Source organism: Robertkochia solimangrovi, from assembly GCF_007279655.1.
GTDB classification, from domain to species: Bacteria; Bacteroidota; Bacteroidia; order Flavobacteriales; family Flavobacteriaceae; genus Robertkochia; species Robertkochia solimangrovi.
In genome coordinates this window covers 14,910-36,014 of record NZ_QKWN01000014.1, presented here as the reverse complement: position 1 = coordinate 36,014, position 21,105 = coordinate 14,910, and the positions used below count along the sequence as shown (strand labels likewise).

General features: G+C 41.2%; 20 protein-coding genes. 9 read left to right on the top strand and 11 right to left on the bottom strand.

Annotated elements, in window-relative coordinates; translation table 11 throughout:
- Positions 1 to 31: 31 nt before the first annotated feature.
- The 8 genes from DMZ48_RS16970 to DMZ48_RS16935 form a co-directional block, all read right to left on the bottom strand.
- Positions 32 to 976, bottom strand: a complete 945-nt coding sequence (locus tag DMZ48_RS16970) for an FAD:protein FMN transferase (RefSeq protein WP_242009245.1) — start codon at positions 974 to 976, stop codon at positions 32 to 34.
- A 73-nt stretch (positions 977 to 1,049) separates the two neighbouring features.
- Entirely contained in the window at positions 1,050 to 1,406 is a 357-nt protein-coding gene (locus DMZ48_RS16965) for a Na(+)-translocating NADH-quinone reductase subunit F (protein WP_143956368.1), read from the bottom strand.
- A gap of 66 nt (positions 1,407 to 1,472) precedes the next feature.
- On the bottom strand, positions 1,473 to 2,765 hold the full coding sequence (gene nqrF, locus DMZ48_RS16960) for an NADH:ubiquinone reductase (Na(+)-transporting) subunit F (RefSeq protein WP_143956367.1): 1,293 nt from the start codon (positions 2,763 to 2,765) through the stop codon (positions 1,473 to 1,475).
- A gap of 19 nt (positions 2,766 to 2,784) precedes the next feature.
- Positions 2,785 to 3,399 carry an NADH:ubiquinone reductase (Na(+)-transporting) subunit E gene (gene nqrE, locus DMZ48_RS16955; protein WP_143956366.1) on the bottom strand — a complete coding sequence of 205 codons (615 nt, stop codon included), beginning with the start codon at positions 3,397 to 3,399 and terminating at the stop codon, positions 2,785 to 2,787.
- A 27-nt stretch (positions 3,400 to 3,426) separates the two neighbouring features.
- A complete protein-coding gene (locus DMZ48_RS16950) occupies positions 3,427 to 4,149 on the bottom strand; it encodes an NADH:ubiquinone reductase (Na(+)-transporting) subunit D (RefSeq protein WP_143956365.1) in 723 nt (240 codons plus the stop codon).
- Between the two features lie 2 nt (positions 4,150 to 4,151).
- Positions 4,152 to 4,877 carry an NADH:ubiquinone reductase (Na(+)-transporting) subunit C gene (gene nqrC, locus DMZ48_RS16945; protein WP_143956364.1) on the bottom strand — a complete coding sequence of 242 codons (726 nt, stop codon included), beginning with the start codon at positions 4,875 to 4,877 and terminating at the stop codon, positions 4,152 to 4,154.
- A gap of 2 nt (positions 4,878 to 4,879) precedes the next feature.
- Positions 4,880 to 6,037, bottom strand: coding sequence for an NADH:ubiquinone reductase (Na(+)-transporting) subunit B (locus DMZ48_RS16940; protein WP_143956363.1), 1,158 nt, complete (start codon positions 6,035 to 6,037; stop codon positions 4,880 to 4,882).
- An 11-nt stretch (positions 6,038 to 6,048) separates the two neighbouring features.
- Positions 6,049 to 7,389 (bottom strand): Na(+)-translocating NADH-quinone reductase subunit A, encoded by a 1,341-nt coding sequence (locus DMZ48_RS16935; protein ID WP_143956362.1) that lies wholly within the window; start codon positions 7,387 to 7,389, stop codon positions 6,049 to 6,051.
- Positions 7,390 to 7,548: 159 nt separating this feature from the next.
- Between DMZ48_RS16935 and DMZ48_RS16930 the strand changes: the two genes are divergently transcribed.
- The 5 genes from DMZ48_RS16930 to DMZ48_RS16910 all read left to right on the top strand — a co-directional run bounded on the left by DMZ48_RS16930 (position 7,549) and on the right by DMZ48_RS16910 (position 12,506).
- Positions 7,549 to 8,805 carry a type IX secretion system plug protein gene (locus DMZ48_RS16930; RefSeq protein ID WP_143956361.1) on the top strand — a complete coding sequence of 419 codons (1,257 nt, stop codon included), beginning with the start codon at positions 7,549 to 7,551 and terminating at the stop codon, positions 8,803 to 8,805.
- A 13-nt stretch (positions 8,806 to 8,818) separates the two neighbouring features.
- Positions 8,819 to 9,883 (top strand): DUF3667 domain-containing protein, encoded by a 1,065-nt coding sequence (locus DMZ48_RS16925; protein ID WP_143956360.1) that lies wholly within the window; start codon positions 8,819 to 8,821, stop codon positions 9,881 to 9,883.
- 4 nt (positions 9,884 to 9,887) lie between these two features.
- Entirely contained in the window at positions 9,888 to 10,274 is a 387-nt protein-coding gene (gene apaG / locus DMZ48_RS16920) for a Co2+/Mg2+ efflux protein ApaG (protein ID WP_143956359.1), read from the top strand.
- Between the two features lie 149 nt (positions 10,275 to 10,423).
- Positions 10,424 to 12,049 carry an L-glutamate gamma-semialdehyde dehydrogenase gene (gene pruA, locus DMZ48_RS16915; protein WP_143956358.1) on the top strand — a complete coding sequence of 542 codons (1,626 nt, stop codon included), beginning with the start codon at positions 10,424 to 10,426 and terminating at the stop codon, positions 12,047 to 12,049.
- Positions 12,050 to 12,230: 181 nt separating this feature from the next.
- Positions 12,231 to 12,506 (top strand): hypothetical protein, encoded by a 276-nt coding sequence (locus DMZ48_RS16910; RefSeq protein ID WP_143956357.1) that lies wholly within the window; start codon positions 12,231 to 12,233, stop codon positions 12,504 to 12,506.
- On the opposite strand, the gene rsmG is transcribed toward DMZ48_RS16910, so the two are convergent.
- Complete coding sequence (gene rsmG, locus DMZ48_RS16905) at positions 12,507 to 13,142, bottom strand: 16S rRNA (guanine(527)-N(7))-methyltransferase RsmG (protein ID WP_143956356.1); 636 nt, start codon at positions 13,140 to 13,142, stop codon at positions 12,507 to 12,509.
- Between the two features lie 316 nt (positions 13,143 to 13,458).
- Between rsmG and DMZ48_RS16900 the strand changes: the two genes are divergently transcribed.
- Both DMZ48_RS16900 and DMZ48_RS16895 read left to right on the top strand, forming a co-directional pair.
- Complete coding sequence (locus DMZ48_RS16900; RefSeq protein ID WP_143956355.1) at positions 13,459 to 14,562, top strand: fatty acid desaturase family protein; 1,104 nt, start codon at positions 13,459 to 13,461, stop codon at positions 14,560 to 14,562.
- Between the two features lie 18 nt (positions 14,563 to 14,580).
- Positions 14,581 to 15,768 carry a pyridoxal phosphate-dependent aminotransferase gene (locus tag DMZ48_RS16895; protein ID WP_143956354.1) on the top strand — a complete coding sequence of 396 codons (1,188 nt, stop codon included), beginning with the start codon at positions 14,581 to 14,583 and terminating at the stop codon, positions 15,766 to 15,768.
- A 57-nt stretch (positions 15,769 to 15,825) separates the two neighbouring features.
- On the opposite strand, the gene DMZ48_RS16890 is transcribed toward DMZ48_RS16895, so the two are convergent.
- Both DMZ48_RS16890 and trkA read right to left on the bottom strand, forming a co-directional pair.
- Positions 15,826 to 17,319, bottom strand: a complete 1,494-nt coding sequence (locus DMZ48_RS16890; protein ID WP_242009244.1) for a TrkH family potassium uptake protein — start codon at positions 17,317 to 17,319, stop codon at positions 15,826 to 15,828.
- 5 nt (positions 17,320 to 17,324) lie between these two features.
- Positions 17,325 to 18,674 (bottom strand): Trk system potassium transporter TrkA, encoded by a 1,350-nt coding sequence (trkA, locus tag DMZ48_RS16885; RefSeq protein WP_143956353.1) that lies wholly within the window; start codon positions 18,672 to 18,674, stop codon positions 17,325 to 17,327.
- Between the two features lie 931 nt (positions 18,675 to 19,605).
- Here trkA and ubiE point away from each other — a divergent pair.
- Entirely contained in the window at positions 19,606 to 20,340 is a 735-nt protein-coding gene (ubiE, locus tag DMZ48_RS16880; protein WP_143956352.1) for a bifunctional demethylmenaquinone methyltransferase/2-methoxy-6-polyprenyl-1,4-benzoquinol methylase UbiE, read from the top strand.
- A gap of 59 nt (positions 20,341 to 20,399) precedes the next feature.
- Entirely contained in the window at positions 20,400 to 21,098 is a 699-nt protein-coding gene (gene porT, locus DMZ48_RS16875) for a type IX secretion/gliding motility protein PorT/SprT (RefSeq protein WP_143956351.1), read from the top strand.
- Positions 21,099 to 21,105 lie beyond the last annotated feature (7 nt).

The following is a 21,105-nucleotide window of genomic DNA, read 5'->3' as shown; positions in this document are numbered from 1 at the left end:
GGCACTGGGTCTACGGCAATTTCTAATGGGTTTATTTCAACAATAGTGATTCGAAACCTGAAGTACGGTACTCATTAAGATCACCATCCTTATCGGCACTGATAATATAAGCTTCGAGCTGTGTCTGAGTCTTAAGCAGAGCTTTAGCTTTATCCAGCGGCATAACCATAAGTGCCGTGGCATAGGCATCAGCCTCCATACAGGTATTGGCGATTACAGAAACACTTAATACATTACTTTTTTGTGGATACCCTGAAATAGGGTCTATGGTATGAACATACATATCACCTGATTCCTTATCCACTCTGAATTTTCTATAATTTCCACTGGTAGCCATCGCCTTGTTATGCAACTTAACCTTGGAAATAAGCACTCTCTTTTCATCCTCCTGCTCTGGACTATCGATAGCCACAACCCATTCCTTAACGCGTTGTGTATTGGTCCCTTTACTCAGGATCTCACCACCCAATTCGATCAGATAGTTCTTTACCCCTTTGCTATCGAACATTCTTCCGATAAGGTCGATGGTATACCCTTTGGCCAAAGCATTGAAGTCTAAATAGACCTTAGGGTTAGACTTAACGATATGATCATCCTCTGAAAGAAAGATCTTATCGAAACCGGTAAATTCAAGAATACTATCCACCTTGGTTGAATCCATATGATTAACAGCCTTTTCAGGACCGAATCCCCATGCATTGACCAACGCACCTACTGTAGGATCAAAACGTCCGTTACTGTTTCTCCAGACCTCCTTTGCTTTCAGATAGACTTCTTTAAAATATTCATCGACAACCACGGTGGTATCACCACGATTAACCTTTGAGATATCTGAGGTTGGAAGGTAGGTAGACATCGAACGATTCACCAAATAGAATACATCCTCGATATCCTGTTTCAGATTAATACTGTCATTATCCACTTCATATTTAATATTATAAGTGGTTCCCAGAGCATAACCCTGTTCATTTTTCATCACCCCGGATTTATCCGATGATTGACAAGAGGTAAGCAGTGCTAAGAGCGCACTAAAAAGTACAAGTTGATAGTTAGATTTCAATGATCCCATTGTAGTTTACAATATAGTCCTGGTTCTTAATTAAAGGTTTTTCTAAGTCAGTAGCATTGGCGAGTCCGACACCTGCATAAAAGGTTCTCGCCTTGAATTTTTGAGCATGCGCCCTCATAGTTTCCATATAGATCACGTCATATTCCTCCGGATTTTCGGGATATGATATCGCCTTCACTACTACAAAGTGAAGTTTTTTATCTTTCAGGCATACGAATTGCGGATCCTTTTTCAGTTTACTGTTCACCGCCATGAACTCAAAGCCCTGCTTCTCCAGGTCCTTTCCTACGATATTCATGGCCAGATTGTGCAATTCCTGTTCCGTTAATTCATTCATCGGGTACAAATTAAAACAAAAAACCGACAACTGATGTGTCGGTTTTTAAATATAATTGAGTGATTATTATCCTCCAAAGTCGTCGAAACGAACATTTTCACGCGGCACGCCGAAATCATCACACATCTGTTCCACTGCCTTATTCATAAGTGGTGGTCCACAGAAATAAAATTCGATATCCTCGGGTGCTTCATGAAGGCTAAGGTAGTTGTCGATAACAACCTGGTGAACGAATCCTACGAATCCATCACCCGCACCATCAAGTCCGTCTTTTACTTTCCAATTATCTTCTTCTAAAGGTTCAGATAATGCTATAAAGAATTTAAAGTTCGGGAACTCTCTTTCAAGTGAACGGAAATGCTCGGTATAGAACAATTCGCGTTTTGAACGACCACCATACCAGTAAGTAACCTTTCTACCGGTTTTAAGGGTTTTGAATAGGTGATACAGGTGCGAACGCATTGGTGCCATACCAGCTCCACCACCAACATATAGCATTTCAGAATCACTAGGATTGATGAAGAATTCACCATAAGGACCTGAAATAACTACTTTATCACCAGCCTTACGACTAAAGATATAAGACGAAGCAATACCAGGATTCACATCCATCCAACCATTCTTATTACGATCCCATGGTGGGGTAGCAATACGAACGTTCAACATGATATCACGTCCTTCTGCAGGATAAGAAGCCATCGAATAAGCGCGTTCAACTGTTTCACTGTTTTTCATTACCAGTGGCCACAGATTAAACTTATCCCATTCCATCTGGAATTTCTTAGGATCTTCATGTTCTTCTGGGTGTGCAGTGATATCGATATCAGCATACTTGATCTCACAAGGTGGGATCTCGATCTGAATATATCCACCTGCCTGATAATCCATATCCTCAGGAATACGTACTACGAATTCCTTGATAAAGGAAGCAACGTTATAATTACGAACCACTTCCGCAGTCCATTTCTTAACACCAAATACCTCCTCAGGAACCTCAATCACCATGTCCTGCTTAACCTTTACCTGACATCCAAGACGCCATCCTTCTGAAATTTCCTTTCTGGTAAAGTGAGGCTCTTCTGTTGGAAGAATTTGTCCTCCACCAGCGGTAACGATACATTTACATTGTATACAGGTTCCACCTCCACCACATGCTGAAGGAAGGAATATTTTTTTATCTCCAAGTGTCGAAAGCAGTGTTCCTCCTGAAGATACTTCTAAATCTTTCTCACCGTTGATCTTTAGCGTCACTGGTCCGGAAGGTACAAGTTTTGCCTTGGCTCCGAGAAGGATCGCTACGAGTACAAATATTAGGAGTAGAAAAACTACTAAACTTGCAATGATTACTGTATAATTCATTCTCTCTGCTAATAAAAATTTATAATTTGATTCCCATGAAACTCATGAATCCTAAAGCCATAAGTCCTGTTATGATAAAGGTAATCCCAAGTCCTCTCAAAGGAGCAGGAACGTTAGAATAAGCAATTTTCTCTCTAATAGCTGCGATGGCGAGGATAGCAAGGAACCAACCGATTCCTGATCCAAGACCATAGGTAGCTGCCTCACCCACATTAGCAAAGTCTTTTTGCTGCATGAACAGAGAACCACCAAGGATCGCACAGTTTACTGCAATAAGTGGAAGGAAAATACCCAATGCACCATAAAGTGCAGGTGCAAATTTCTCCACCACCATTTCCACCAGCTGAACCATAGATGCGATTACCGCAATGAACATGATAAAGCTAAGGAAGGATAGATCAATATCTGCGTATTCCGGACTCAACCATTTGAGTGCACCCGGACGCAATAAATAATTATCGAGCCAGTAGTTTATAGGTACGGTAATCGCAAGTACAAAGATTACCGCTGCACCAAGTCCAACCGCAGTTTTTACAGTTTTGGAAACTGCCAGGTAAGAACACATACCGAGGAAGTATGCGAACACCATGTTCTCAATAAAAATACTTCTTACAAATAGATTTACGTATTCCATTTATCTGAATTTTAATAAGCGCGGGGCTTAGTGTTTTTCGATTAGTTTTCTGTTTCTGGAACGCTGTACCCAGATCAACACCCCTACTGTAAGTAACGCAGCAGGCGAAAGAAGCATGAGTCCGTTGTTTTCATATCCTAACGCATAGAGTCCGGTAGACTCTGCGAGTGTAGCACCTTTATGTCCGAGTACTTCAAAACCGAATAGTTTTCCAGAACCCAGTAATTCTCTGAAGAATGCCACGATCACAAGGATAAGTCCGTATCCGGCTGCATTACCGATTCCATCGAGGAATGATTTCCATACACCGTTACCAAGAGCAAAAGCCTCAAGACGTCCCATCACGATACAGTTCGTAATGATAAGTCCGACAAATACTGAGAGCTGCTTACTAACATCATAAGCAAATGCCTTTAATACCTGGTCAACAAGAATTACCAGTGCAGCAACAACTACCAGCTGAACGATGATACGGATCCGGTTAGGGATCAGGTTACGTATAAGCGAAATGATCATATTACTGAAAGCCAGTACTGCCATTACCGCCAGCGCCATAACTATGGCCGGTTTCAACTGAACGGTGATCGCAAGTGCTGAACAGATACCAAGTACCTGAACGGTGATCGGGTTATCGTCATTCAGCGGATCGGTCAGTAATTTTCTGTTCTTCTTGGAAAACAGCGGCTCCTTTTCTTCAGAAACAAAGAGCACAACAGGCTTATTTTCCTTTTTTTCTTTTAAATCGGCCATAATTATTTATTTAATGCTACGTTAACATTCTGTTTTTCCAGGTAAGGAAGATAGTATTGAATACGGTCATGGATCATTTTAGTAACCCCGTCTCCGGTAATGGTTGCACCTGAAATTGCATCAACTGCATTATCATCCTTATTATTTCCTCCTGAATATCCTTTTTGAACGGTTACCCCGACAAAATTTCCAGACTGATCAAAGATCTTCTCATCTTCGAAACGCTGTTGGAACCAGGACTGAGTGATCTCAGCACCAAGACCCGGAGTCTCTCCTTTATGATCAAAGATCGCTCCCTTAACGGTATTGACATCATTTTTAAGAGAGATATATCCCCAGATAGCATCCCATAGACCGGCACCTCTCAAAGGAATAATGTAATAATGTTCACCATTAACATCCGCAATGAACAAAGGAAAACGTTGCTCTTCGATCGGTTTTTTGATCTCTTTGGTAAGATCGATCTCAAAAGCATTCACATTCGGATCAACATCTCCGGTTGAGGTCAAAGCGACTTGTTCGGTTATATATTTCTCAAATTCTTCACCTGCCTGATCACGCTCGGTTTCAACACCGATTGTATGCAGGATATTTTGCATTTTTTCTTTTCTGATGTTCTCATTTTGCATCGGCTGTAGTGACACTGCTGCAAATGACAGGGCTGCTGCCACGACCAGAACCATGATCGCTGCAAATAAAAACGTATATGCGTTACTGTCTCTGTTCATGATTAAGCTGATTTAACTGTAGCTGAAGCTAAACGTTTTTTTCTCTTTTTAATATTGGCTGAGATCACATAATGATCGATGGTCGGAGCGAATACGTTCATAAGCAGGATCGCCAGCATCACCCCTTCCGGGTAAGCCGGGTTGAAGACCCTGATCACGATACAAAAGAATCCGATAAGGAGTCCGTAAATCCACTTACCTTTTGTGGTTTGCGCAGCAGAAACAGGATCGGTTGCCATGAAAACAAGACCGAAAGCGAATCCACCTACCAGCAGATGCTGATACCAAGGGAAAGCCATAAGTCCGTTAGCACTCCACAGGTTGAATAAAAGACCCGCAATAGCACCTCCGATAACACCGCTCACCATAATTCTCCAGCTCCCGATTCCGGTAAGGATCAGAATAGCTGCACCGACAAGGATCCATAACGTAGAGGTCTCTCCGATAGATCCCGGAATAGAACCTGCAAACATACTCCACATATCATGCTCAACGGGTTTTCCGTGCGCCAGTGTCCCCAGAATGGTTTCCCCGGAAATAGCGTCGATGGTCGATGCATCCGAAACCCATACTTTGTTACCCGACATATAAGTAGGATATGCAAAGAATGCAAAAGCACGGGCCATCAGTGCCGGGTTAAGAATATTCATTCCCGTACCCCCGAAGGCTTCCTTTCCGATAAGAACGGCAAATGCAACAGAAACTGCAACCATCCATAACGGTATATCTACCGGCATGATCATCGGGATAAGTAATCCCGTTACCAGATAACCCTCGTTGACTTCGTGACCGCGATAAATAGCAAAAATAAACTCAATACCCAAACCTACTGCATAGGATACGACGATCATCGGAACGATCTTCCATGCACCGTGCAGGAATGCATCCATAAAAGTGAAGGTTTCACCCAACTGATGAAAATGTTGGTATCCGGTATTGTAGATTCCGTAAATAAGCGCCGGAACCAAAGCCAGTACCACGGTAATCATGGTACGCTTCAGATCGATCGCATCACGGATATGCGCTCCCTTTTTAGTCGTATGGTCTGGAACGAACAAAAAAGTGTCGAACGCATTAAAAGCAGGAGCGAATTTCTCCCACTTTTCTCCTTTATTAAAAGGCTTTTTTATTTGATCTAATTTCTTTCTTAAAAAACTCATAGCTAAATATATTAACCTACCTCTTTAATCATCAGGTCCAGAGCCTCTCTGACAATGGACTGTGCTTCAATTTTTGAAGTATTCGTATAATCGATCAATGCAAAATCTTCGGGAGCGACTTCATAGATCCCCAGATTTTCCATCTTTTCGATATTCTGGGCAAGACATTCCTTCAGCAATTGCATAGGATAAACATCGATCGGCATAACTTTTTCCATCTCTCCGGTTACAACAAGAGCACGCACCTCTCCGTTAAGATTGGTATCCACTTCGTATTTTTTATTTGGAAAAAGGAAAGAAAGAGAGGTTTTCGACATACTAGGAATATGGTTGTCGATAAATGGCATCCAGCCGAACATACGGAAGTTCTTTCCTTCAGGAATAAGGGTCACTGTGTTATCGTAATACCCTAAATAACCATGATTGCTCACTTGATTACCGGTTAATACATCTCCGCTAATGATTCGTGTACTCACCGGAATTTCTCCCAGAAGATCGCTCATTCCTGAACCGATCTTAACACGGAAATATTGTTGTTTTGGTGCAGCAGTTCCGGCAACGGCAACCACTCTTGTCTGATCCATTTTCCCGGTATTGAACAGGGAACCTATGATCGCCACATCCTCAGGACCAACAACCCACACACGTTCTCCGGCATTGATCGGATCAACATGATGAATTTGCACTCCGACATTACCCGCAGGATGAGGACCGCTTACACGGTGAACCTCGACCCCTTTAACGCCGCTGATCGCAGAAGATCCTGCTTCAACAGACACATGGGTTTTACCAGAGGTCAGCTTTGACAAGGCATCGATTCCGGCCTGAAAGTCCTCCAGACGATTCTGCAGGATAAATTCAACATCCGCAGTTAGCGGAGCTGTGTTCAGTGCGGAAACGAAAATAGCCTTTGGCTGATCTTCAGGGTTCGCAATAATGTCGTAAGGTCTTTGTTTGATGAATGGCCAGCAACCACTTTCTAATAAGAATTCCTTAACCTCTTCAGGCGACATCGCAGCAGCATTCTTTTTACCGAACTCCTTATAGGTATCGGTAGCATCTGCTTCAATTATCACCTCCAAAATTTTACGTTTGGCTCCCCTTCTGATCTCAGCCAGCTTTCCACTAACAGGAGAAACAAACTTCACCTTGTCACTGTACTTGGAAAAAAAGAGGATATCACCGGCTTTTACAGTTTCGCCTTCCTTGACTACCATCTTAGGGGTAACTCCGTGAAAATCGGTAGGTTTAATAGCGAAATTCTTAGATCTGGGCGCATCAGAAATAGTTTTTTCTGCTTCACCTTTCAGCTTAATATCTAAGCCTTTTCTAATCTTAATGTCGTTTGACATGCTATCTATGTAAATGAAAGTTATTTAACTTAAAAATTCGTGCAAATTTAATAATTAAACCACAGCTGACATAATTATTAGATTTATTTTTACCGTGTCTGAATAAGGGTGTTTCAGCGTATTTTCTTATGTTTACTTTTGTTAAATTTACGAAATCATATGAAATTAAATCGTTGGTTTACAGCCTTTTTCAGTTTAACCGTATTTTTCACACAGGCACAGATACAGGAAGAGATCGCTCCGCCGGAAAATATAAAAAGCGTAATTTTTACGGGAAGTTCAAATTATGCACAGTTTCCAATTGTTAAAATCGGCGAGCAAATCACCCTTACTTTTGATGACCTCTATGCCGACGAAGCCAACTACTATTACCGTATCGAGCACTGCAATTATGACTGGACCCCCTCTAAGATCATGAAAACACAGTACCTCAACGGTTTAGACAACCAGCGCATCATCACTTACAGAAATTCTCTGGCAACACTGCAGCCGTACACACACTATACCCTTGAGATCCCGAACAGATCAACACGATTGAAGATCACAGGAAATCATATTCTTAAGATATTCGACTCCCAGGACAATCTCGTGTTCTCCAGAAGATTCATCGTATATTCAGATGCCGTCGCTGCGGGAATCGCACTAAAAAGAACACGTGATTTTAATTACATAAATACACATCAACGGCTTGAAATAACTATAAACAGTGGAGACTTTCAACTTATCAATCCTCAAAACGAAGTAAAGCTCTGCCTTTTACAGAACAGCAATTTTAAAACAGCCATTTACAATATAGCACCGCAATTCATCTCCGGAGAACAACTCCTTTATAAATATGATATGGCCACTGCATTTCCGGGAGGCAATGAATATTACTTTTTTGACACAAAAGAAGTCCGCGTTGCCCAGAATAGTATCGCGAAAGTAGAACTCAAAAACAGATACAATCACTACCTCTACACCAACGAGATCCGCCAATATAAAGATTACACCTATTTCAGTGACATCAATGGCGATTATTCGATTCAGACCTTCGATACTTTCGAAAGTGATGGCAGCAATGAGGCTGATTATACGTTCGTAAGATTCTCACTGGCGTACGAACCCACACTGGATCTGAACGAAGTATATGTTTACGGCAAGTTCAATAACTATGAATTACAGGAAGAGAATAAACTCACCTATAATCCCGATACCGGAACACTCAATACCGCTATCCTGTTAAAGCAAGGGGTATACAATTACAAGTTCGTAACCCGCGACAGGAACGGCATCGTAAATACAGGCCGGATATCAGGCGATCACTGGGAAACCGAGAATGAATACCTGGTTGTTGTATATTATCGCAAATTCGGCGATCTTTACGACAGTGTAATCGGGTTAGGCAGCGCGTCTTCCCTGAACATTTCTAACTAAGCCAACCACTATAATGTCTGAAAAGAACCCCAGGAAAATTGAGGAAACACTCCCTGCAATACCGCAAAGCAAATCTAATTTTTGCCTGAACTGTGAACACCCTCTTGATCCTGAGGACAAATTTTGCCGCATCTGCGGTCAAAAGACCGAGCCGACCCGGCTATCCTTCAAAGATATGCTGGATGAGTTATTTTCCAGCCTGATTTCTTACGACTCAAAACTCCACCGAACCCTGCTGGCGCTATGTCTGAAGCCCGGAAAGATCACCGAAGAATACATAAGAGGCAAAAGAGCCCGCTATACCAATCCATTTCGCTTCCTCTTAAGTCTTTCTATATTGTACTTTTTGATTTTCACCTCACAGAACAACCTCTCAAACCTGGATTACAACCTCCGATTAGACAAAAAGCTTTCAGAACAAGAACAGCGGGTCATTGACTCGATCAATAAATCTGAAAATCTGAAATTGCCGATGTCATTCACAGGAAAAGAAACAGCATTGGTTTTTCCGGATACGATCAATAAGTCTAGAATGGAACGCATCTCAGCAAAGTCGAAATATTTCTACAAAGCGATGATGCGAGGAAAACATTTTGACTACACCCAGACAAAGGACTCTTTACAACTGGCTTCAAATTGGGAAAATAGATTCTCCTACAACCTTGGTCAAAGTTTTTTCCATGTGGTAAAACAACCCGGCACCTTTATGAACCAGGTCATTTCAAGAGTTCCGTTTTTACTCTTTCTTTTCATGCCTTGCTTCGCCCTCTTCATATGGCTGTTCTACATCCGGCATGATTTTAATTACATGGACCACCTCATTTTCGGATTCCATACCTTAACCATGTTATTTCTGCTGCTGCTCATCGGGTCGCTGATAGAATTAATCATCAACATTGATTTTGAATTCTTTATGATCCTGGGGTTTGGATTTTACCTTTACAAGGCTATGCGACGGTTTTACGGCCAGGGCAGATTGAAAACTATTGTTAAATTTACCGCTTTAAACACTATTTTTTTTATTTTAGCATCGATAATTATCACCGCCTATCTCGTCGGAAGCGTCGCAATGTATTAAACTGATGATCACACAAATAACCAAAGGCATTAAGGTTTCTGTTGACACTAGTTTTGAAGGAACCTTCTTCAAGAACTACAAGATGCATTTTGCCTTCGGTTATCAGATTACAATCGAAAATCAAAGCAAAGATTCCGTTCAACTTACTTCAAGACACTGGCAGATATTCGACGCCCTCAACAATACAGAGATTATTGATGGTGAGGGAGTTATCGGAAAGAAGCCGGTTTTAAAGCCTGGAGAATCCCACACTTATACCAGCGGATGTCTCCTGACATCACCCATAGGAGCCATGAGAGGTCATTATAACATGATCAATTTCACCTCAACCCGAAAGTTCAAGGTCTTTATTCCGACTTTTAAATTATGTGCTCCATTTGCAGTAAACTAGGCACTTTCTGTATCGCTCTTTAATCTCTGTCAGACACTTCTTTACCCACTTTATTCAACTACTCAGCGTTAACACCTTTTTATGGGTCACAACCTTTCTAAACCGTTTGCGATTTAGTACATTTGCTCGAAATTAAAAAATACAGTACCATGGCAAAAGGTTTTTTCAACGTACCAACGGCTATAAACGAACCTGTAAAGTCTTATGTACCGGGATCTCCGGAAAGAGAGGAAGTTTTAGCACAGTACAAGGCCTATTATAACGGCAATGTTGATGTACCACTTTATATCGGAAGCGAAGAAGTTCGCACCGGTAATACCAGAACTATGTCACCTCCACATGACCATAAACATGTCGTAGGAACGTATCACCTGGCCGAAAAGAAACATGTAGAAGAGGCGATTGCCAATTGTCTTGAATCGAGAAAGAAATGGGCCGCCATGCGTTGGGAACACCGTGCCGCGATCTTTATGAAGGCTGCCGATCTTATCGCAGGACCCTATCGTCAGAAAATGAATGCTTCAACAATGATCGCACAATCGAAGAACATTCATCAGGCAGAGATCGATGCTGCTTGTGAGATCATCGATTTCCTGAGATTCAATGTTGAGTACATGACACAAATTTATCAGGATCAACCGGATTCAGATGAAGGAATGTGGAACAGAGTTGAATACCGTCCATTGGAAGGCTTTGTATACGCTATCACCCCATTTAACTTTACAGCTATCGCAGGTAACTTACCTACCAGTGCTGCTATGATGGGTAATGTAGTTGTATGGAAACCCAGTGACCACCAGATTTTCTCAGCAAAAGTGATCGTTGATGTACTTAAGGAAGCAGGACTTCCTGATGGTGTGATCAATGTCGTTTACGGAGACCCGGTTATGATCACCGACACCGTTCTGGCAAGTCCCGATTTCTCCGGCATCCATTACACAGGATCTACCGCTGTATTTAAAGATCTTTGGAAAAAGATCGGAAACAATATCGACCGTTATAAAACCTATCCGAGAATCGTTGGAGAAACCGGTGGTAAGGATTTCATTATCGCCCACCCAAGCAGCAACACAAAACAAGTTGCTACCGCAATCTCAAGGGGTGCTTTTGAATTCCAGGGACAAAAATGTAGTGCGGCCTCAAGAGTTTATCTACCAAAGTCAAAGGCTTCAGAAATACTTGATTTCGTAAAAGAGGATATCGAATCCTTTAAAATGGGGTCTCCAGAAGATATGAGCAACTTCATCACGGCTGTTATTCACGAAGGATCTTTCGATAAACTCGCAAGCTTCATCGATCAGGCCAAAGAAGACAAGGAAGCTGAGATCTTTGCAGGAGGAACCTATGATAAATCTAAAGGGTATTTCGTATCTCCTACTGTTATCGTAACCACAGACCCACAATATAAAACGATGACCACTGAACTTTTCGGACCAGTTGTGACCGTTTACGTATACGAAGACAGCAAATGGAGCGAAACTCTTAAACTGGTTGATACAACTTCAGAATATGCATTGACCGGTGCCGTATTCTCTGCAGATCGTTACACGCTTGAAGAAGCTGCTGTGGCCCTGGAGAATGCTGCCGGTAACTTCTACATCAACGACAAACCTACCGGTGCTGTCGTAGGTCAACAGCCATTTGGTGGTGCACGTGCTTCTGGTACCAACGACAAAGCAGGATCGATGCAGAACCTATTGAGATGGGTATCTCCAAGGCTGATCAAAGAAACTTTTGTTTCTCCGGTTAATTACAGATATCCTTTTCTCGGGTAACAACGCCTGAAGAACCATAAATTTTAGCCCTCATTCGCATGAATGAGGGCTTTTTTTATGAACATTAAACCCCTCACTATCTGGGTCTAAAACAATCTAATGTTAAGTTAATGTTACCAAATTGTTTCTTTTATGTAAAAATTATTATTACATTTGAGAGTTAACCTTAAGCCCCTTTATTATGAAAAGTGAAAAGGATTTTTGCATTTTAAGCGTTAAATACGAGATCATCGATGCTTCCGGAACGTCTGAAAAAACCGTGGAGACCACCGAAATGGAGCACGTATTTGTCGCAAAAAAGAAATCAAGAGTATTAAAGAAGATCAGAAAGTTTGAAGAGAAACTGCACGGTACTGAAATGAAACAGTCCACGTATCCAGGATCTGCATTGATCGAGAGATGCCGTCATTTCGTCAATAATTACAGAAGTAGTTATAACCGTTTACTTCGATTGTGATCAAGGCTTATATTTCATGGGCAAGTGCACCACCATCTTGGTTTCGAAGAACGCATCCGTAAAATAATCGGAGAGCGCATAGAGTTTTACGGACCTATAATCCGATAGTTCTTCGGAAAGATCACCCCCTTTGAGGTATAAGATACCGTTCTTAATTTCATGAACGCTTTCCTTCTTCACCTTCCCCTTAACCCATTTTACGAAATCAGGCATACGGGTAACGGCACGACTCACAATAAAATCATACTGATCTTTTACTTTTTCAGCACGTCCATGCGTTGCTTTCACATTCGTTAAACCGAGCTCGTTTGCAACCGCTTCTACCACTTTTATTTTCTTACCGATCGCATCGATCAGGTGAAAATGAACTTCAGGAAAAAGAATAGCCAAAGGAATACCTGGAAATCCGCCTCCGGTACCCACATCGAGAACGGCAGCGCCATCCTTAAATTGAACAACTTTTGCTATTCCCAATGAATGTAGTACATGACGGACGTATAACTCATCGATATCCTTTCGGCTGATCACATTGATCCGGGAATTCCATTCCTTATACAATTCTCCGAGCTTACTAAATTGTTCTTTCTGACGCTCAGTGAGATCAGGAAAATAAGAATCGATGATACTACTATTCATTACACACTATTAATTTCCTGCAAAAATAAACAATACCGGTGAAGTAACATATCTAACCTCAATATCGAATTTCAATTAATTTTAGTTACGGGGTTACTTGTTACGCTGTTACATTGAATAACAGTTATGCTGATAACGGGAAATAGAAAACAGTGATGCAGAAAACAGTAAATTGCTTTTGCTTTTCAATTCTCAATTCTTAACTCATAATTCTTAACTCCTAATTATTAGTTCTTAAACCATTAATTCCTATTTTTGCTGTTTTGACACGAACAAATGTCTGTTTTGAATATGAAGCAATAAACAAATTACAACTATGAACGAAACTACTGAAACGATCCGATTTTCAAGAAAGGATCCTGCAAAATTCTTTAAAACGGTAAATAGCCGTGTAAATGAATACTTCAAGGAGAACGGCATCAAAAAAACAGGAAACCTGCAACTGTACCTAAAGACTGCAATAATGTTCCTGATCTTCCTTACCCCTTACTTTTTAATCCTTACACTGGATATGAATCAATGGTTACAACTATTACTGACCATTGTGATTGGAGTTGGTATGGCCGGAGTCGGAATGAATGTGATGCATGACGGAAACCACGGATCATATTCTTCTAAGAAATGGATCAATCAGGTAATGGGTGCCAGCATCTACATCCTGGCAGGAAACGTATACAACTGGAAGGTACAGCACAATGTACTACACCATACTTATACAAATATCCATGGACATGATGAAGATCTGGATGCAGGAAGGATCATACGTTTTTCTGAACATGCACAATGGAGACGCTTTCACAGGTTTCAACATTATTATTCTGTATTTCTTTACGGACTACTAACCCTGAATTGGGCGATCACAACAGACTTCAAGCAAATGAGACGTTACATGAAACGTAAGCTCTCCTATGGTAAATTCCCTAACCCTACCCGTGAATGGAGCGTACTTATCATGACCAAAGTGATCTACCTGACCATTTGGGTGATCCTTCCCATGTTGATTCTGGATATCGCCTGGTGGAAAGTTTTGATCGGATTTTTTGCCATGCATTATACAGCAGGACTAATCCTTAGCATCGTATTTCAGCTTGCACACATCGTGGAAAAGACTGAAACCGTAGTACCAGACAAAACAGGATCCATCAAAAACACCTGGATGATCCACCAGTTATTCACCACCTCTAACTTCTCTACTCGAAATAAGATCGTAAACTGGTTTACCGGAGGACTGAATCATCAGGTAGAACATCATATGTTCCCTAACATTAGCCATATACATTACACAAAAATTGCCAAAATTGTTAGACAAACAGCACAAGAATATAATTTACCTTATTACGAATACAAAACTACCAGAAAAGCGATAATTTCGCACTTTAAACACTTAAAGGCACTCGGTAGAAACCCCGGTTTTGCTTAAAAATTAAAAATCACTAATATGTCATCACAATTATCTGAAAGGATCCTTAACATGTCGACCTCTGCGACCCTGGCGATGGCAGCCAAGGCTCGTGAACTCAGAGCTGAAGGAAAGGACATTATCGGACTAAGTCTGGGAGAACCTGACTTTAATACCCCTGATTTCATCAAAGACGCGGCTAAAGAAGCTATCGATCAGAATTACAACAGTTATTCTCCGGTTGATGGTTATGCCGACCTGAAGGACGCTATCATCAAAAAATTCAAAAGAGATAACAACCTTACTTACACACCTTCTCAGATCGTAGTGTCGACAGGAGCCAAACAGTCTTTGGCGAATGTTGCACTTGCAGTGATCAATCCGGGAGATGAAGTGATTCTACCCGCTCCTTATTGGGTAAGTTATTCTGAGATCGTTAAACTCGCTGAAGGGGTACCGGTTGAGGTAACCACGAATATTGAGAACGACTTCAAAATGACTGCGGAACAACTGGAAGCAGCTATCACTCCAAAAACAAAAATGCTTTGGTACAGTTCTCCATGTAATCCTAGTGGATCAGTGTATACCAAGGAAGAATTGGAAGCACTCGCAGTGGTACTTAGAAAACACCCACAGATCATAATCGTTTCTGATGAGATCTATGAGCATATCAACTTTATAGGTGGCCATTACAGTATCGCTGAAATCGATGGAATGTACGATCGCACTGTAACGGTAAATGGAGTATCAAAGGCCTTTGCAATGACAGGATGGAGAATTGGATACATCGGCGCTCCGGAATGGATCGCAAAAGCTTGTAACAAGATACAGGGTCAGATAACCAGTGGAGCAAACTGTATCGCACAGCGCGCTACCATCGCTGCTCTTGAAGCTCCGGTAAGCTCGATCAATTATATGATCGAAAAATTCCATGAAAGAAGAGACCTTGTGCTTGAACTTCTTGGAGAGATCGAAGGTTTTCAATTGAACGTACCAGGAGGCGCATTCTATGTATTCCCAAACGTTTCCTCATTCTTCGGCAAAACCATTAAAGGTAAGAAGATCGAAAATGCCTCTGACCTTTCGCTGTTTCTTCTCGAAGAAGCTAATGTTGCAACAGTAACGGGGGAAGCTTTCGGCAATCCTAACTGTATCAGAATCTCCTATGCTGCTTCTGAAGAGCAACTAAGAGAAGCGATCAGCAGAATCAAAACTGCACTTTCTTAATAAGAAGTAACCTATAATATCTCATAAAAAAAGTGAAGCTGAAAGCTTCACTTTTTTTTATATCTTTTTCCAATAGAATGGCGTAAATAAGATCAGAACGGTAAAAAGTTCCAGACGCCCGAGCAGCATCAAAAAGGAACACCACCATTTACCAAGTATCGGCAAGGAATCAAAATTCGCCAGAGGATATAGGGTTCCGAACGCAGGACCTACATTACCTAAAGAAGAAGCCGCCCCACCGATTGCAGATTCAAAATCGAGTCCGAGAAAACCGAGAACCATCGATCCAATAATGAACATTAGCATATACAGAATAAAGAATCCAAGAATATTAAAGATAATACTCTCCGAAACCATACGTTGATTATATCGCACTGGAATGATAGCACTAGGATGTAGAGAACGCTTAAATTCGAGTAACCCGTTCTTGATCATCAACAAGTGACGAACCACCTTAACGCCTCCAGAAGTTGAACCGGCAGACCCTCCTACGAACATCAATCCGAAAAACAAAACCGTTAGAAACTGTGTCCAATTGGTAAAGTCAGCGGAGACGAATCCGGTTGTGGTGATCACCGAGACCACCTGAAAAAGAGAATGACGAAAAGCGCTTTCCGCTTCTCCCCAAACCATAGGATGATAATCACTTACTGGCACATCAGCCTTTAGATAGATAACTACCGCTGCAACGATCGAAACCAATAACGTCAGAAGTCCGTAAAAACGGAATTCGTAATCCTTAAATACTTTTTGAAATTTTCCTTTAAAAGCGAAATAACTCAATACAAAGTTAGTTCCAGCCAGGAACATGAACAGAATCACGATATACTGAATCAAAGGATTATCGTTCCAGTAGGCTATACTAGCATTCTTAGTGGAGAATCCACCCGTTGATAGGGTAGCCATCGCATGATTCACCGCGTCGAAAAAATTCATACCGGCCAACATCAGTAAAACCGTCTCGGCAGCGGTATAACCAACATAGATAAACCAAAGACGCTTAGCGGTATCTGTGATCCTGGGATGTAATTTATCTGCGCTGGGACCTGGCGCTTCCGCTGCGAACAACTGCATACCTCCGATCCCTAATAAAGGAAGAATCGCAATCGCAAGTACGATAATCCCCATTCCACCTATCCAATGTGTCGTACTTCTCCAGAACAATACGCCTTCAGGAAGTATCTCGATGTCATTTAAAATGGACGCGCCCGTAGTTGTATAACCACTCATCGTTTCAAAAAAGGCATTTGTTACCTGAGGAATCGCTCCGGTAAACAAATAAGGTAACATCCCTGATAAGGACATTACTACCCAGCCAAGGGTAACGATCATATAACCGTCACGTTTTTTGAGTTCTTTTGTATGATCACGGGTGGCAAACATCATCAACACACCCAGGAACAGAGTTAAAATCCCTGCAAAACTGATCTCCAGTGTTGCGCCATCATTATAGATTCCACTGATAAGAGCCGCCAGTAACATGAACCCACCATTGAAAAGCAACAGCAAACCCATCAAATGCAGAATGATCTTGGTATTTAAACGCTTCATCAAAATCAGAAGAATAGTTTTTCTACGCGTTTTATCGCACTTGGCAGACAACAAACAACCACACGGTCTCCCGCCTGAATACGAAAATCACCCAGAGCGATAATCCCCTGTCCGTCACGGATCACACCGCCGATAATTGCGGATCTTGGAAAATCCAGATCCTTGATGATCTTTCCGTTAACCTCAGAGGAAGGCTTCACGATGAATTCCAGCATTTCGGCATTTAGATTATTCAGCCTGGTGAGGGCTACCACCTCTCCCTTTCGGATATGGCGGAAGATATTATTCGCAGCCAGCAGTTTTTTATTGATCAGTGTATCGATACCGATGGAATGCGATAACTGAAAATAGTCCATGTTCTCAACCAGGGCAATGGTCTTTTTTATATTCTTGGACTTAGCCACAAGACAAGACATGATATTGGTCTCAGAATTTCCGGTCACGGAAATAAATGCATCCATCGAAGAGATATCCTCTTCTTCCAACAGTTCAACATTTCTCCCATCTCCGTTGATGATCAACGCATTCGGTAGTTCATCGGCCAGATCAAACGCCTTGGATTTATCTTTTTCAATCAGTTTCACCCTGAATTTGGAACTACAGAGATCACGAGCGGTTTTAAACCCTATCTTACTTCCGCCGAGAATCATAACATTCCTGATAGCCTCTTTGGTCTTACCGGTTAGTTTATACAACTCCCCCACACCTTCTTTTGCGGTCACAAAATAAACCTGATCACCTTCTTTAAAAACGGTATCCCCTCTGGGTATCAGTGTATACTGCGTCCCGAATCGCTGAACAGCGATCGGAACAAAGTTCAATTCAGGAAATACCCTCGCTGCCTCTTTAACCGATTTCCCGATAAATGGAGCGGTACGTTGCAAACTGGTTCCCACCATGATCAATGCACCGTTCTCAAACTCATAACTATCATTGAAAGCAGACTGATCCAGTAACAACTGAATCTCTTCAGAAGCGAGTTCTTCCGGAGAAATAAGCTCATCAATTCCCATATTGTAGAACTTTATCTCATCCTTATTATCGATGAACTCTGTATTAGAAATACGGGCTATAGTTCGTTTACACCCCAATTGCTTTGCCAGAAGACATAATGTGATATTCGTCGTTTCAGAGGCCGTAACCCCGATCACGAGGTCACATGAACTTACTTTGGCTTCCTTAAGTACAGACACGGAAGTAGCATCACCTTTAAATACTTTAATATCGAGATGGGTATCGGCGTAGTTAAGACTTTCCTTGTCAATGTCTATAAGTGTGATGTCCTGGGATTCAAAAGACAGTAATTTAGCCAAATGAAACCCTACCTCACCAGCACCAGCAATAATTATTTTCATTGAAGTATACGTGCTATTAAGCTGCAAATATATATTAAATATAAGTTTCCTACGAAGTTTAGCGATGATATTCAAAACTGCCCCGACCAAATGGAAACAAACTTCAGAACAGGAGGTACAAACAACAATCATTTTCAACGAAGATTTTAGGTTACGAGGTGTTACGTGTTACGGGTTACGATGTCACATTGTAACTTCTTTACATAAAAACAGTAATACAGTAAACCGTATTCCGTTTTCTGTTTACTGACTTCTAGCGTCGATTTAATTGAGAATTGAAAATTAAGAATTGATGGGGTATGCGCTAGGCAGTGAAGACGTGAAGTGGTAAAAACTAACCCAGTAAACTGTTTTCCGTTCTTTGTCTTCTGACACCCGTAACTTTGTAACTTCGTAACATAAAAACAGTAATGCAGTAAACCGTATTCCGTTTTCTGCTTACTGACTTCTAGCGTCGATTTAATTGAGAATTGAAAATTAAGAATTGATGGGGTATGCACTAGGCAGTGAAGACGTGAAGTGGTAAAAACTAACCCAGTAAACTGTTTTCCGTTCTTTGTCTTCTGACACCCGTTACTTTGTAACTTCGTAACATAAAAACGGTAATACAGTAAACCGTATTCCGTTTTCTGTTTACTGACTTCTAGCGTCGATTTAATTGAGAATTGAAAATTAAGAATTGATGGGGTATGCACTAGGCAGTGAAGACGTGAAGTGGTAAAAACTAACCCAGTAAACTGTTTTCCGTTCTTTGTCTTCTGACACCCGTCACTTTGTAACTTCGTAACATAAAAACAGCAATACAGTAAACCGTATTCCGTTTTCTGTTTTCTATTTTCGATGCGATACGGTTTAAAACTTATCTGTTAAATTTGAAGTCGAATGGGAACATCAGTGTTTTCGAAATAGTATCTTTGCCAAAAAATTTTTCATGAGCAAAAAAGTAACTCCATATAAGGATTCTGAACTGGGTAAAAAACAGCAGGTAACGCAGATGTTCGATAACATCTCTGAGACTTATGACGGGTTAAACCGGGTTATTTCCTTTGGAATTGATACTACATGGAGAAAAAAAGTGGTTAAGATGGTCCGCGATCACGGGGCAAAAAGCATTCTTGATATCGCGACCGGAACCGGAGATCTGGCTATCAGTTTTGCAGAAAAAACCGAAGCCACGGATATTACCGGACTGGATATATCTCCGGGAATGCTGGAAATTGCCCGCCAAAAAATCACTAAAAAAGATCTGACCGATAAAATAAATACAGTTACCGGTGACAGTGAAGCATTACCATTTGAAGACAATTCCTTTGATGCTATCAGTGTTGCCTTTGGGGTAAGAAATTTTGAAAATCTGGAAAAAGGACTTTCAGAGATCTATCGCGTGCTTAAACCTGGTGGTCTTTTTGTGGTTCTGGAAACCTCTGTACCTACCGCCAGCCCTTTTAAACAGGGATATCAGCTCTATACCAGACATATACTTCCTGCGATTGGCAGGGTATTCTCCAAAGATCGTTCCGCATATGCCTATTTATCGGAATCTGCGTCCGTTTTTCCTTTTGGTGAGGATTTCAACAATATTTTGCGTAAAATTGGGTTTATAAATGTTAACGATAGACCGCAAACTTTTGGTGTTGCTTCTATTTATTCGGGATCAAAGAAATGATAATCCCTTAAGTAAAAAGTGATTATATTCGTCCCTACCATGATAAAACCGACTAACTCGTGAAAAAACTTGTATTCTTAGGTATACTGATATGCGGAGGAATATTTTCCGCCTACTCACAATTCAACGAAAACCCCATTCTTAACCTCGAAAATGAGGACAAAAAGCTTGTTAACTGGGGATATTATCTCGGATTTAACCAATATGGTTTTAAAGTAGACTATATTGAAGATGATGGCATCTATATTCTGGACGGGAAATCAACCGGATTTAATGTGGGGCTTATTGGTGAATTACGCTTAAACGACTATTTTGACCTCAGATTAGAGCCCGGACTCTTTTACACCCAGAGAAATATCGGCTTCCCTAATTTCTCGAATGTTGATGATTACTTAAGAGAGACCAAATCCACTTACATACACATCCCTTTATTACTTAAGGCCAGTACCAAACGTCTGGGAAATTTTAAACCTTATATCGTTGGAGGATTATCAACCTCCCTGAACCTTAGCAGTGAACAGGATAATAAATCTGATAACTCAAGAGGACAGTTCCGGATGAAAAAGAACACCTATTATTATGAGCTTGGATTTGGAATCGACTTCTACCTGCATTATTTCAAGTTTTCACCTTCGATCCGAGGAGTATTTGCCATGAGTGACGAATTGGTAAGGGATGCCGACCCTAATAGTCCATGGACAGGAAACATCGACGGCCTCTATACCCGTGCAGTATTTATAAACTTTACTTTTGAATAGGCTTCCA

Excerpts from the sequence above, each read along its gene's own strand:
- apaG (WP_143956359.1), top strand. The coding sequence starts at position 9,888 with ATGATCACACAAATAACCAAAGGCATTAAGGTTTCTGTTGACACTAGT.
- trkA (WP_143956353.1), bottom strand. The coding sequence starts at position 18,674 with ATGAAAATAATTATTGCTGGTGCTGGTGAGGTAGGGTTTCATTTGGCT.
- DMZ48_RS16925 (WP_143956360.1), top strand. The coding sequence starts at position 8,819 with ATGTCTGAAAAGAACCCCAGGAAAATTGAGGAAACACTCCCTGCAATA.
- DMZ48_RS16900 (WP_143956355.1), top strand. The coding sequence starts at position 13,459 with ATGAACGAAACTACTGAAACGATCCGATTTTCAAGAAAGGATCCTGCA.
- DMZ48_RS16950 (WP_143956365.1), bottom strand. The coding sequence starts at position 4,149 with ATGGCCGATTTAAAAGAAAAAAAGGAAAATAAGCCTGTTGTGCTCTTT.
- DMZ48_RS16895 (WP_143956354.1), top strand. The coding sequence starts at position 14,581 with ATGTCATCACAATTATCTGAAAGGATCCTTAACATGTCGACCTCTGCG.
- ubiE (WP_143956352.1), top strand. The coding sequence starts at position 19,606 with ATGAGCAAAAAAGTAACTCCATATAAGGATTCTGAACTGGGTAAAAAA.
- pruA (WP_143956358.1), top strand. The coding sequence starts at position 10,424 with ATGGCAAAAGGTTTTTTCAACGTACCAACGGCTATAAACGAACCTGTA.
- DMZ48_RS16965 (WP_143956368.1), bottom strand. The coding sequence starts at position 1,406 with ATGAATGAATTAACGGAACAGGAATTGCACAATCTGGCCATGAATATC.
- DMZ48_RS16890 (WP_242009244.1), bottom strand. The coding sequence starts at position 17,319 with ATGAAGCGTTTAAATACCAAGATCATTCTGCATTTGATGGGTTTGCTG.
- nqrE (WP_143956366.1), bottom strand. The coding sequence starts at position 3,399 with ATGGAATACGTAAATCTATTTGTAAGAAGTATTTTTATTGAGAACATG.
- DMZ48_RS16935 (WP_143956362.1), bottom strand. The coding sequence starts at position 7,389 with ATGTCAAACGACATTAAGATTAGAAAAGGCTTAGATATTAAGCTGAAA.
- DMZ48_RS16940 (WP_143956363.1), bottom strand. The coding sequence starts at position 6,037 with ATGAGTTTTTTAAGAAAGAAATTAGATCAAATAAAAAAGCCTTTTAAT.
- nqrC (WP_143956364.1), bottom strand. The coding sequence starts at position 4,877 with ATGAACAGAGACAGTAACGCATATACGTTTTTATTTGCAGCGATCATG.
- rsmG (WP_143956356.1), bottom strand. The coding sequence starts at position 13,142 with ATGAATAGTAGTATCATCGATTCTTATTTTCCTGATCTCACTGAGCGT.
- DMZ48_RS16970 (WP_242009245.1), bottom strand. The coding sequence starts at position 976 with ATGAAAAATGAACAGGGTTATGCTCTGGGAACCACTTATAATATTAAA.
- nqrF (WP_143956367.1), bottom strand. The coding sequence starts at position 2,765 with ATGAATTATACAGTAATCATTGCAAGTTTAGTAGTTTTTCTACTCCTA.
- DMZ48_RS16910 (WP_143956357.1), top strand. The coding sequence starts at position 12,231 with ATGAAAAGTGAAAAGGATTTTTGCATTTTAAGCGTTAAATACGAGATC.
- DMZ48_RS16930 (WP_143956361.1), top strand. The coding sequence starts at position 7,549 with ATGAAATTAAATCGTTGGTTTACAGCCTTTTTCAGTTTAACCGTATTT.